Origin of the sequence: Mesorhizobium sp. NZP2234, from assembly GCF_013170765.1 — a bacterium.
Lineage (GTDB): Bacteria > Pseudomonadota > Alphaproteobacteria > Rhizobiales > Rhizobiaceae > Mesorhizobium > Mesorhizobium loti_D.
Genome location: NZ_CP033364.1, coordinates 5,912,337 through 5,924,530, shown reverse-complemented (window position 1 = coordinate 5,924,530; position 12,194 = coordinate 5,912,337). Strand labels below are relative to the sequence as shown.

Genomic DNA, 12,194 nt, shown 5'->3' with positions numbered 1-12,194 from the left:
GATAAACACAGGGGACAACACCATGGTGACCGGCAGACAGATCAGGATGAGGCACTGGGCCGGAGCGGCCTTGATCGCCATCGCAACGGCTCTGGCGGCATGCCAGAGCGCGCCGACGCCCGACCAGATGTCGAGGACGACGGTCGAAACAGCACCGGCCGATCTCCAGCTTCTTTGTGCCGGCGCGGCGGCGAAAGCGAGCGGCGTCGATAGCGGCAAGGCGTTGCCGACCAGCTCGCGAAAGCTCGATTCCAAGAGCTTCCAGGTCGAACTGAACGTCGCGGGAAAACCAACCAGCTGCATCGTCGATACCGACGGTAAAGTGGCTTCAGTTCAGCCGGCCTGATTTTAAAAAACGCCGATAAGCATCGAAGAGCGGCGTCCAGGAGCTGAGCGTATTGGACGGGCGCGCTCGGCCGGGCTTTAGCCTTGACCGCCACCTACGCTGCCGGTCAGCGCAAGCCTTTCACCTTGTTCAGAATATCATCCGAAAGCGCTGAGACGAGCGCCCTGTCCGCGCCCTTGCTCGGGATGAGGACGAATTCCACATCCTCCAATTGTGGCAGGCTGCCGATCTCCTTCAGGCCTGAAGGCGACATGCTTTGCGGTTGCACCAGAACCCCCATCCCAGCGCGTGCGGCGGCCGTCAGCCCGCTCAAGCTTCCGCATGTGCAGACAATGCGCCATGGCATGCGATGTCGCTCGAGCGCTTCCAGCGCGATGCTGCGCGTGACGCTCGGCGGGGGGAAGGCGATCAACGGCAAGGCCGCGAGCGACAGGACGTGTTCCGGATCGCGGGCGAGCCAGACAAGCGGCTCACGATAGACGAGCCGGCCACGGCTGTCGCCCAGCCGGCGCTTCGCCAGGACGAGATCGAGTTCGCCATTATCCTGCATTTCGTAGAGCAAGCCGCTGAGAGCAACGGTCAGTTCGAGATCGACGGATGGGTGGGACCGGACGAAATCCTCCAGCACCAGTGGCAGACGGCTGGCAACCAGGTCCTCGGACACGCCGAGCCTCAACGTGCCGCGCAGCCTCTGCGCGGTGAACAGCGCCTGCACCTGCCCCTCTATGGACAACAGGGTCCGGGCATGGCCGAGCAGGGCTTCACCATCAGGCGTCAGCACCACCTTGTGCGTATCCCGGGCCAGCAACCGCCTGCCAATCGCGGCTTCCAGCTTGCTGATGTGCTGGCTGACGGTGGATTGCCCCAACCCCAGCCGCTCGGCCGCGAAGGTGAAGCTTCCCATCTGCTGGACGGTGACGAAACTGCGAAGTTGGACCAGATCGAGCATTGATATCTCAATTCACGATAACTGTTATTCCTTGTATCCTATTTTGCAATGCACGAAAAGACGACCTTGGACCCATTCTGGAGCGAACATGTCATGCGCCGCTATCTGCCGGACTCGTTTCTGATCCTGCTGTTGTGCACCGTTGCGCTTGCGTCTGTCGCGCCAGCAACCGGGGCGTTCGCGGGATGGTTCGCGGTTGCGACCAATCTTGCCGTGGCGCTTCTGTTCTTCCTGCATGGTGCGCGGCTCTCGCGCGATGTCGTGATTGCCGGCCTGATGCATTGGCGCCTGCACCTCCTCATCCTTCTGACGACCTTTGGCCTGTTCCCGCTGCTGGGTCTGGCGCTTGGCTATCTGCCTGCCTCGATCCTGCCCAAGCCGCTCTACCTCGGCATCCTTTTTCTGTGTGTCCTGCCCTCGACGGTCCAGTCCTCGATCGCGTTCACCTCGATGGCTGGCGGAAATGTCCCCGCGGCCATCTGCTCGGCTTCCGCCTCCAACATCTTCGGCATGTTCCTCACGCCCCTGCTCGTCGGACTGCTCTTCTCCATTGGCGGTCACGGCGGATTTTCATGGAATGCGGTGAGCCAGATCCTGGTGCAATTGCTCCTGCCCTTTGCGCTCGGACAGCTGCTGGAGCCGCGGATCGGCAACTGGATACGCTCTCGCAAGACGCTGCTGATGCCTGTCGATCGCGGCTCGATCCTGATGGTCGTCTATCTGGCCTTCAGCACGGCCGTCGCCGAGGGGCTATGGCATATGTTCTCGCTGCGCGACATCGCCGTGGTCGTTGTCGCCGACATGGCGCTGCTCGGCCTGGTGCTTCTGTTCACTGCCTATGGCAGTCGGCTTCTCGGCTTCGACAAGGCCGACCAGATCACGATCACTTTCTGCGGCTCGAAGAAGAGCCTGGCGAGCGGCGTCCCGATGGCCAACGTCATCTTTGCCGGCCAGGGCGTCGGCGCGATCGTTCTGCCGCTGATGCTCTTCCACCAGATACAGCTCATGGTCTGCGCCATGATCGCCCAGAAATATGCCAGTGCGGCGCACCGGTCCGCCGCACGGCAAGCCAAGCCGGCTGCTTCGGTGGCTTAGTTGGGTTTGCGTGTAGCAGGAGGATCGCGCGCCGCGGAGGGCTTCACCCCGAGCAGGCAATGCGGCAACGGGCTGGGTCACCAATCCGATCAGCCTCATATCCACAATCGAAGGCACCTGATCAATCGGCTTGGCGGTCCGCGGCCGGACGACGTCCGTCGATCCACAAGGCGAGCAACGTGCAAGCCGCGCCCGATAGCAGATAGGCGCCGGCGGCGATGAGGCCGAAATTGCCGGCGAGCAGCAGGGCCGCGAGTGGCGCGAAGCCGGCGCCGAACATCCATGCCAGATCCGAGGTTATTGCCGAGCCGGTATAGCGATGCTGCCGGGAAAAACTCGACGCAACGACGCCGGACGATTGACCGAAACTCAGCCCCAGGAGGATGAAGCCCAGCACCATGAACAGGGCTTCGCCGACTGCGCCGCCATCCAGAAGCTGCGGGGCAAAGCCGCTGAACGTCGCGATGGCGATCGCCGAACCGCCAAGCAGCGCACGGCGTCCAACGCGATCGGCCAGCGGCCCTGACGCGACGATCGCCGCAATGCCGAACAGTGCGCTCACCGCTTCGATCGCCAGGAAACGCGCCGGCCCTTCATTGGTGAACAGGAACACCCAGGAGAGCGGAAACACCGTCACCATGTGGAACAGGGCGAAGCTTGCCAGTGGCGCGAAGGCGCCGACGACGACATTGCGGCCTTCGGCCCGGATCGTGTCCCTGATGCGCGTCGGCTGCAGGTCCCCGCTCTCGTACAGTTTCGAGAATTCAGGGGTGACGACAATGCGCAGCCGGGCGAACAGGGCGACCACATTGATGGCGAAGGCGACGAAGAAGGGATAGCGCCAGCCCCAGGTGAAGAAGTCGTCGGCCGACAGGTTGGCGACGAAGAAGGCGAAGAGGGAGCTTGCCACGATGAGGCCGATCGGGGCGCCCAGTTGCGGGATCATGGCATAGAAGCCGCGCCGGTTCCGCGGCGCGTTCAGCGCCAGCAGCGAGGGCAGCCCGTCCCATGTTCCGCCTAGCGCCAGCCCCTGTCCGATGCGGGCAAGCGCCAAAAGCCACACCGCGACCGCGCCGATGTCGCCATAGGCAGGCAGAAACGCGATGGCCACGGTCGATGTGCCGAGCAGGAACAACGCGATCGTCAGTTTCGCGCCGCGGCCATAGGCGCGATCGACGGCCATGAACAGCACGGAGCCGAACGGGCGGGCGACGAAGGCCAGCGCGAAGATGCAAAAGGAATAGAGCGTTCCGACAAGCGGATCGTGCGTCGGAAACACCAGCCTGGGAAACACGATGACGGAGGCAATCGCATAGACGAAGAAGTCGAAGAATTCCGACGTCCTGCCGACGATCACGCCAACCGCGATATCGCCCGCGCTGACCTGGCCATGATGCGAGCCGATCAGCTCGCTATTCGTTTCGGCAGTCGAAGTCTGAGCCATCTTGTCCGTCGCCACCGCGTTGAATGAAGTGTCCGGGACCCAATTCTGGGGATTCCCCAAAGGTTCCATTGTGCGCTGCACACTGGGCCAAAGCCATGCCACCTGGGCATTGGACAAATTGTCCAATGTCACCGCGCCGCCGCGAGCAGTAGCCCTTGATCGATACCGCATTGCAACATGAACCGTTGCCGCGGTCCATCGAGGGCAGCGTTTGATGAAACGATTTGGAGCCTTGCTTCTGTTCCCCCTGGCCGGATTGTTGAGCGGCTGCGATCTGGTCGTGCTCGCGCCCGCCGGCGATGTCGCGGTCCAGCAGCGCGACCTGCTCGTGGTCTCGACCTTGCTGATGCTGATCATCATCGTGCCGGTCATGGCGCTGACCGTCTTTTTTGCCTGGCGCTACCGGCAATCCAACGCCTCGGCGACCTATGCGCCGGACTGGGACCATTCGACGAAACTGGAATTGGTGATCTGGGCCGCGCCCCTGCTCATTATCATATGTCTCGGGGCGCTGACCTGGCTCGGCACGCACCTGCTCGACCCATACCGCCGGATCGACCGGATCGAGCCCGGCCAGCCGGTCACGCAAAACCACAAGCCGCTCAGGGTCGAGGTCGTGGCGCTCGACTGGAAATGGCTGTTCATCTATCCGGACTACGGCATTGCCTCGGTCAACGAACTGGCGGCGCCGGTCAACCAGCCGATCGACTTCCGCATCACCTCGTCGGCGGTGATGAACTCCTTCTACATCCCGGCATTGGCCGGGCAGATCTATGCCATGCCTGGCATGGAAACGAAGCTGCACGCCGTCATCAACCAGCCGGGCACCTACAGCGGCTTCTCGGCCAATTACAGCGGCGCCGGCTTCTCGGGAATGCGCTTTGCCTTCCACGGCCTGTCCGACCAGGCTTTCGACCAGTGGGTGGCGCAGGGCAAGACAGCCTCGGCGGCGCTCAACCGCGAGAATTATCTCGAACTCGAAAAGCCGAGCGAGAACGAACCGGTCCGCCACTATGCCTCCGTCGATCCCGACCTTTACGGCGCCATCCTCAACCTGTGCGTCGAGCGCGGCAAGATGTGCATGAACGAGATGATGTCGATCGATGCCAAGGGTGGCCTCGGTCTTGCCGGTGTCCGCAACACGCTGCCGTTGCAATACGACAAGCTCGCCCGGCGCGGCGCGGTGTTCGGGAACGATCCGTCCTATGTCGCCAGCATCTGCACGGCGGAGGAGGCGGCTGCCGCGGCGCGCGCGGCCAGCAATGCCACGGCGACGGATTGGCCGGCCAAAAATCTTTCCCCGCTGCGCGGGGCGGGGCTGCTGAGGCCCGGGACCGAGAGCCGTCGCGCCGAGGCGGATGCGCCGTCGCTCGGCCTCCTGCGGCGCGAATTGTGAGAGACAGCCGATGCCCGATACGCTGACCAAATTCATCTTCGGCCGCCTCACCTGGGACTCGCTGCCGCTGCACGAGCCGATCGTCGTCGCCACCTTCGTCGCGGTGGCGCTCGGTGGCCTCGCCCTTCTCTGTGTGATCACCTATTTCAAGCTGTGGGGCTACCTCTGGCGCGAGTGGTTCACCAGCGTCGACCACAAGAAGATCGGCATCATGTACATGGTGCTGGGCCTGGTCATGCTGCTGCGCGGCTTCTCCGACGCCATCATGATGCGCCTGCAGCAGGCCATCGCCTTCAATGGTTCCGAAGGCTACCTCAATTCGCATCACTACGACCAGATATTCACGGCGCACGGCGTGATCATGATCTTCTTCGTGGCGATGCCCTTCGTCACGGGACTGATGAACTTCGTCGTGCCGCTGCAGATCGGCGCGCGCGACGTCTCCTTCCCCTTCCTCAACAATTTCAGTTTCTGGATGACGGTCGGCGGCGCGATCCTGGTCATGGCGTCGCTGTTTGTCGGCGAATTCGCCCGCACCGGCTGGCTCGCCTATCCGCCGCTTTCCGGCATCGGCTACAGCCCCGATGTCGGCGTCGACTATTACATCTGGGCGCTGCAGGTGGCGGGCGTCGGCACGACGCTATCGGGCATCAACCTCATCTGCACGATCATCAAGATGCGCGCGCCCGGCATGACGATGATGCGCATGCCTGTCTTCACCTGGACGTCGCTGTGCACCAACGTGCTGATCGTGGCGTCCTTTCCGGTGTTGACGGCGGTGCTCGCGCTGCTGTCGCTCGACCGCTATGTCGGCACGAACTTCTTCACCAACGACTTCGGCGGCAACCCGATGATGTATGTGAACCTCATCTGGATATGGGGTCACCCCGAAGTCTACATCCTCATCCTGCCGTTGTTCGGCGTCTTTTCCGAGGTCACCTCGACCTTCTCCGGCAAGCGCCTGTTCGGCTACACCTCGATGGTCTACGCTACGGTGGTCATCACCATCCTGTCGTACCTTGTCTGGCTGCACCACTTCTTCACGATGGGCTCAGGCGCCAGCGTCAATTCCTTCTTCGGCATCACCACGATGATCATCTCGATCCCGACCGGGGCGAAGATCTTCAACTGGCTGTTCACCATGTATCGCGGCCGCATCCGCTTCGAACTGCCGATGATGTGGACGGTGGCCTTCATGCTCACCTTCACCGTCGGCGGCATGACCGGCGTGCTGCTTGCCGTCCCCCCGGCGGACTTCGTGCTGCACAACAGCCTGTTCCTGATCGCGCATTTCCACAACGTCATCATCGGCGGCGTGCTGTTCGGGCTGTTTGCCGGCATTGCCTACTGGTGGCCCAAGGCCTTCGGGTTCAAGCTCGATCCGTTCTGGGGCAAGGTGTCGTTCTGGTGCTGGGTGGTCGGCTTCTGGTTCGCCTTCATGCCGCTCTACATACTCGGCCTGATGGGCGTGACGCGCCGCATGCGCGTCTTCGACGATCCTTCGCTGCAGATCTGGTTCGTCATCGCCGCCTTCGGCGCGGTGCTGATCGCCGTCGGCATTGCCGCCTTCCTGATCCAGATCTTCGTCTCCATCCGCAGGCGCGAGGCGCTTGCCGATCCGACCGGCGATCCCTGGGATGGCCGCACGCTCGAATGGTCGACGTCCTCGCCGCCTCCCGCCTACAATTTCGCCTTCACGCCCGTCGTGCGCGACAACGACGCCTGGTGGGACATGAAGAAGGCCGGCTATATGAGGCCGCTCTCGGGCTTCAAGCCGATCCACATGCCCAGCAATACCGGCACCGGCATCATCCTGGCAGCCTTCAGCGTCGCGCTCGGTTTCGGCATGATCTGGTACATCTGGTGGCTGGCGGCGCTGAGCTTCGTCTGCCTCATAGCCACCGCGATCGGCCACACCTTCAACTATATCAGAGACTTCCACATTCCGGCTGCCGAGGTCACGCAGACGGAGGAGGCGAGGACGACGCTCCTCGCCGCTCAGGGCTAGGGTTCGAACATGGCTTCGATGGCAACCACGACCGGAACCGAACCGGTCTTTCATCTGGAAGAAGAGCATGCGCACGCCGAAGGCGGCAGCACCATGCTCGGCTTCTGGCTCTATCTGATGAGCGACTGCCTGATCTTCGCGATGCTGTTCGCGGCCTATGGCGTGCTCGGCACCAACTACGCCGCGGGCCCGGCGCCCAAGGACCTGTTCGACCTCAATCTGGTGGCGGTCAACACCGCCATGCTGCTCTTCTCCTCGATCACCTATGGCTTTGCCATGCTGACCATGGACAAGGGCCGGATCGCGGCGACCCAGGCCTGGCTCGCGGTGACCGGCCTGTTCGGCCTCGCCTTCCTGTCCATCGAGCTCTACGAATTCGCCCACATGATCCACGAAGGCGCCACGCCGCAGCGCAGTGCCTTCCTGTCGTCCTTCTTCACCCTGGTCGGCACGCACGGGCTGCATGTCACCTTCGGCATTGTCTGGCTGGTGACGCTGATGACGCAAGTCGCCCGGTTCGGCCTTATCGAAGCCAATCGCCGCCGGCTGATGTGCCTCTCGATGTTCTGGCACTTCCTCGACGTCGTCTGGATCGGCGTCTTCACCTTTGTCTATCTGATGGGGATGTTGCGATGAGCGCCCATGATCATGCCGCCGGTCACGACCACGCCCATGGCGGAGCCGCGCATGGATCGTTCAAAAGCTATCTGACCGGCTTCGTCCTGTCGGTGATCCTCACCGCCATCCCGTTCTGGCTGGTCATGACCGGCGCCCTCGACAACAAGCAGGCCACGGCGATCGTCATCATGGTCTTCGCCGCGGTACAGATCGTGGTCCACATGGTGTTCTTCCTGCATATGAACACCGCCTCGGAGGGCGGATGGTCGATGCTGGCCCTGATCTTCACGCTGATCCTGGTCGTCATCGTGCTGACCGGCTCGCTTTGGGTGATGTACCATCTCAACGCCAACATGATGCCCGGGCTTCACGACATGCGCGAGATGCCATGAGCCCGTCGCCGGGCGCGGGGAGGACCACTGTCGAGACAGGGATCGGACAGGCTGGCATCGGCGTGTCCGGCGCGCCGCGCAGGGACGCCGGCAGGTCGCCCGCGTCGCGATTTTTCCTTGGGCTGCTCGGCCTCCTCGGCGTGCTGGTGCTTGTTGGGCTCGGCATATGGCAACTGGAAAGGCGGGTCTGGAAGCTCGACCTGATCGCCCGCGTCGACCAACGTATCCATGCTCCGGTTGTCGACGCGCCTGGCCCAGGCGCCTGGGACGGAATGACCGCGGCCAGCAGCGAATACAGCCATGTGCGATTGGCCGGGCGCTTTCTGGGCGGCGCCAACACGCTGGTGCAGGCGGTGACGGAGCTTGGCGGCGGCTATTGGGTGCTGACGCCGATGCGAACCGACAGCGGCTTTGTCGTGCTGATCAATCGCGGCTTTATTCCCCAGGAGCGCAAGGCCGAATTCGAACGGGAGAGCGGCGGTTTTCCGTCGCCGGCCGTCATTGATGGGTTGTTGCGCATGAGCGAGCCCTGCGGCGGCTTCCTGCGCAGCAACGATGCCGCGGCCAATCGCTGGTATTCGCGCGACGTCGCCGCCATCGCAACCGCGCGCGGCCTGAGAGATGTCGCGCCTTATTTCGTTGATGCGGGGGCATCCGGCGACTGGCCGCGCGGCGGCCTGACAGTCGTGACTTTCCGCAACAGCCATCTGGTCTATGCTTTGACCTGGTTCACGCTCGCTGCGATGCTTGCCGCTGCCCTGGCCGCGCCGATGATCGGTCGCCGTCGGCGGCAAGGACCGGCAAGATGAGCGTCCCGACCCAAATGCTCCGCAACGACAAATCCTTCGCGGCGGCAACCCTTGCCGGCAAGGGCGGCGCGGTCGCCAATCCCGACGCGGCGAACAGGAAGAACCTGCTCCTGCTCATCCAGCTGCGCTGGCTGGCGGTGGCGGGTCAGGTCCTCACCATTCTGGTGACGGAATACTGGTTCGATATCCCGCTTCCGTTGCTGGAGATGGCGGGCGTGGTGTTTTTCCTCGTCGGGCTGAACATCTTCAGCCTGCTCGCCTTGCGCGGTCAGCGTCCGATCAGCAACGCGCAACTGTTCGTCGCGCTCATTTTCGACATGGCGGCGCTGACGACCCAGCTTTACCTCAGCGGCGGCGCCTCGAACCCGTTCGTGTCGCTCTATCTGCTGCAGATCACGCTTGGCGCCGCGCTGCTGACACCCTGGTCCACCTGGAGCCTGGTGGCCGCCGCTTCCGCCTGCTTCGTCTTCCTCACCTTCCAGTTCCAGCCTATCGCGATCCCGCATCACGGCGGCAGCGACCTGCTGGTTCTGCATATCAGGGGTATGTTCATCTGCTTCGTGCTGGCTGCTGGCTTGATCGTGATCTTCATGACGCGCATCAATCGCAATCTGCGCGAACGTGATGCCTATCTCGCGGATCTGCGCCAGCGATCGGCTGAGGAGGACCACATTGTGCGCATGGGCCTGCTGGCGTCGGGCGCCGCGCATGAGCTGGGCACGCCGCTGTCCACCATCTCCGTCATCCTCTCCGACTGGCGCCAGATGCGCAGCGTCACGCGCAACCGCGAACTCGCGGCGGACATGGCCGAAATGCAGGCGCAGATCGAGCGCTGCAAAAGCATCGTCTCGGGCATCCTGATGTCTTCGGGGCAGGCACGGGGCGAAGGCACGATCCGCACCAGCATCCGCCATTTCCTTGACGATCTTGTCGAGGAATGGCGTGTCAGCCGCCAGCCGCTCAATCTGCGCTACAGCAACGATTTCGAACCCGACGAGCAGATCGTTTCCGACACGGCGCTGAAGCAGGTCATCTTCAACGTCTTCGACAACGCCCAGGAAGCATCACAGGATTGGGTCGACGTCACCGCCGAGCGGCAGGGCGAGAAACTGGTGATTTCCGTACGTGATCGTGGGCCGGGTTTTGACCAGGGTATTCTGGCCGCGCTCGGCCAGCCCTATATGTCGAGCAAGGGACGGCCGGGCGGTGGCCTTGGTCTTTTCCTTGTCGTCAACGTGGTTCGAAAGCTCGGCGGCGACTTTTCTGCGCGTAATATGGAGCGGGGCGCCTGTGTTACCCTCTCGCTGCCGCTTGCGGCGCTGACCGATGGAGATGATCATGCGGCCTGATCGATCCCTGTTTATCGTCGAGGACGACGCCACCTTCGCGAAAACGCTGAAGCGCTCGTTCGAAAAGCGCGACTACGACGTCATGGTCTGCCATGGCAGGGAAGATTTGGCTCGCGCCCTCGAGACAGCGGTTCCGGCTTACGCGGTCGTTGATCTCAAGCTTGGCGCCGGCGGCTCCGGGCTGGAGTGCGTCAAGCTGCTCAGCGCCCGCGATGCTTCGATGAGGATTGTCGTGCTGACCGGCTTTGCCAGCATCGCCACGGCGGTCGAGGCGATCAAGCTCGGCGCATGTCATTACCTGGCCAAACCCGCCAACACCGACGATATCGAAGCCGCCTTCGGCCGCGCCGAAGGCGATGTTTCGGTTTCGCTGAGCAGCCGTCCCACCTCGATCAAGAATCTCGAATGGGAACGCATCCACGAAACGCTCGTCGAGACCGGCTTCAACATCTCCGAAACCGCGCGCCGGCTCGGCTTGCACCGGCGCACCTTGGCCCGGAAGCTCGAGAAGCGTGTGGTGAGATAGCTCTACCATCGCTCTTCAGTGTCGTGGTGCGGCAGGTCTATTCCGCAGCAGACCCAGCCAAGCCGCCGGCTTGATCCATAATTGTAGTGGGGCTGCAGCGAGGCTGGATCGTCGAACGTGCCGACATGCAGCGCGACTTCGTCGGGCGACGCGTCATAGGTCAGGCTGAGCGGCGATCCACAGGCTGAACAGAAGCCCCTTTGGGCGATTGGCGACGACCTGCGGCAGTTCGGCTCCGCGCCGATCCAGGTCAGGCTCTGAGAGGGCACCCACGCCAGAACCGCGAACGCGCTGCCTGTTGCTCGCCGGCACATATCGCAATGGCAGTAGTGCACCCTCGGTTCGCTTCGAACATTGAAGCGAACCCTGCCGCAGAGACATCCGCCGCTCAGCATCATCTTGGCGTCTCGTGGCCTCTCCGATGGTCTCATCCGAATGCAGCAACGGAAACGTCGATCGGTTGCGTTGGTTGCCGCCAGCCCACTCGGGGAACGAGTCCCGGCTTGTGACGTTCCCGTGTCCGGGACGGCAATGGGAGAAGTCCATGGGAAAGCGCCACCGGTCGGAGATGCCTTGATGTCGGTGCCGGGCTTGGCATATGGGCCGTTGGGGCACGGGTGCATGCATGTCTGCGTGGATATGCAGCGGCTGTTTGCCGAACCGTCGCCGTGGGCGACACCCTGGATCAGGCGTATCCTCCCGCAGATTGAGAGACTGGTGGAAACACGGGCAAGACAGACGGTCTTCACGCGCTTCCTGCCTGCGCAAAAGCCCGGGCTGGGTGTTGGTACATGGAAGCGCTATTATGAGCGCTGGGCCTCGATGGCGATCGACAATATCGGTCCGGAAATGGTCGAGCTGTTGCCGTCATTGGCTGCTTGCTGTCCGCCGGCGACGGTTATCGACAAACATATCTATTCGCCCTGGTTTGAAGGCCATCTTCGAGCCTTTCTGATGCAACACGAGATCGATACGCTGGTCATCACCGGAGGTGAAACCGACGTATGTGTCCTGGCCACGGTGCTCGGCGCCATCGATTTCGGCTATCGTGTCGTTCTTGTCACGGACGCGCTGTGCAGTTCGTCCGATGAAACGCATGACGCCTTGCTCTCCGTCTATCACCAACGCTTTGCGCAGCAGGTCGAAACGGTCGAGATGGAGACGGTTCTTTCCAACTGGACTTGATGGCACCAGGCGTCGAGGAGGCTGAAGCCTCAGGTGCTTCTTCGCGCGAACTCGGATACCTATCTGTCGAGACAGGA

The 12,194-nt window shown here is 62.7% G+C and carries 13 protein-coding genes; 10 read left to right on the top strand and 3 right to left on the bottom strand.

From position 1 onward, the window contains the following. The first annotated feature begins 22 nt into the window (after window positions 1–22). Entirely contained in the window at window positions 23–346 is a 324-nt protein-coding gene (locus tag EB230_RS28820) for a hypothetical protein (protein WP_065005803.1), read from the top strand. Between the two features lie 106 nt (window positions 347–452). Here the strand turns inward: EB230_RS28820 and EB230_RS28815 are convergent, their stop codons facing one another. After that, window positions 453–1,295, bottom strand: coding sequence for a LysR substrate-binding domain-containing protein (locus EB230_RS28815; protein ID WP_056570541.1), 843 nt, complete (start codon window positions 1,293–1,295; stop codon window positions 453–455). A gap of 93 nt (window positions 1,296–1,388) precedes the next feature. Between EB230_RS28815 and EB230_RS28810 the strand changes: the two genes are divergently transcribed. Continuing rightward, window positions 1,389–2,390, top strand: coding sequence for a bile acid:sodium symporter family protein (locus EB230_RS28810; RefSeq protein ID WP_172374414.1), 1,002 nt, complete (start codon window positions 1,389–1,391; stop codon window positions 2,388–2,390). 121 nt (window positions 2,391–2,511) lie between these two features. Here EB230_RS28810 and EB230_RS28805 read toward each other — a convergent pair whose 3' ends face one another. Next, complete coding sequence (locus EB230_RS28805) at window positions 2,512–3,834, bottom strand: MFS transporter (RefSeq protein WP_056570568.1); 1,323 nt, start codon at window positions 3,832–3,834, stop codon at window positions 2,512–2,514. A 214-nt stretch (window positions 3,835–4,048) separates the two neighbouring features. On the opposite strand from EB230_RS28805, the gene cyoA reads away from it, so the two are divergent. The 7 genes from cyoA to EB230_RS28770 are packed head-to-tail and all read left to right on the top strand — an operon-like array spanning window position 4,049 to window position 10,932. Then, the gene (cyoA, locus tag EB230_RS28800; protein ID WP_172374413.1) at window positions 4,049–5,230 is read left to right on the top strand and encodes a ubiquinol oxidase subunit II; all 1,182 of its coding nucleotides are present in this window, start codon (window positions 4,049–4,051) and stop codon (window positions 5,228–5,230) included. 10 nt (window positions 5,231–5,240) lie between these two features. Further along, complete coding sequence (gene cyoB, locus EB230_RS28795) at window positions 5,241–7,238, top strand: cytochrome o ubiquinol oxidase subunit I (protein ID WP_056570545.1); 1,998 nt, start codon at window positions 5,241–5,243, stop codon at window positions 7,236–7,238. Between the two features lie 9 nt (window positions 7,239–7,247). Then, entirely contained in the window at window positions 7,248–7,874 is a 627-nt protein-coding gene (cyoC, locus tag EB230_RS28790; protein WP_172374412.1) for a cytochrome o ubiquinol oxidase subunit III, read from the top strand. Continuing rightward, complete coding sequence (gene cyoD, locus EB230_RS28785; RefSeq protein ID WP_172374411.1) at window positions 7,871–8,248, top strand: cytochrome o ubiquinol oxidase subunit IV; 378 nt, start codon at window positions 7,871–7,873, stop codon at window positions 8,246–8,248. Before cyoC ends, cyoD begins: the two co-directional genes overlap by 4 nt. Further along, entirely contained in the window at window positions 8,245–9,057 is an 813-nt protein-coding gene (locus EB230_RS28780; protein ID WP_172374410.1) for an SURF1 family protein, read from the top strand. Before cyoD ends, EB230_RS28780 begins: the two co-directional genes overlap by 4 nt. Next, on the top strand, window positions 9,054–10,406 hold the full coding sequence (locus tag EB230_RS28775) for an ATP-binding protein (RefSeq protein ID WP_172374409.1): 1,353 nt from the start codon (window positions 9,054–9,056) through the stop codon (window positions 10,404–10,406). The genes EB230_RS28780 and EB230_RS28775 overlap by 4 nt, the downstream gene beginning before the upstream one ends. Next, entirely contained in the window at window positions 10,396–10,932 is a 537-nt protein-coding gene (locus EB230_RS28770; protein ID WP_056570570.1) for a response regulator transcription factor, read from the top strand. Before EB230_RS28775 ends, EB230_RS28770 begins: the two co-directional genes overlap by 11 nt. Window positions 10,933–10,934: 2 nt before the next feature. Here the strand turns inward: EB230_RS28770 and EB230_RS28765 are convergent, their stop codons facing one another. Next, a complete protein-coding gene (locus EB230_RS28765) occupies window positions 10,935–11,327 on the bottom strand; it encodes a GFA family protein (RefSeq protein ID WP_281410925.1) in 393 nt (130 codons plus the stop codon). A 181-nt stretch (window positions 11,328–11,508) separates the two neighbouring features. Between EB230_RS28765 and EB230_RS28760 the strand changes: the two genes are divergently transcribed. Beyond that, window positions 11,509–12,117, top strand: a complete 609-nt coding sequence (locus EB230_RS28760; protein WP_056570553.1) for an isochorismatase family cysteine hydrolase — start codon at window positions 11,509–11,511, stop codon at window positions 12,115–12,117. Window positions 12,118–12,194: the final 77 nt, after the last annotated feature.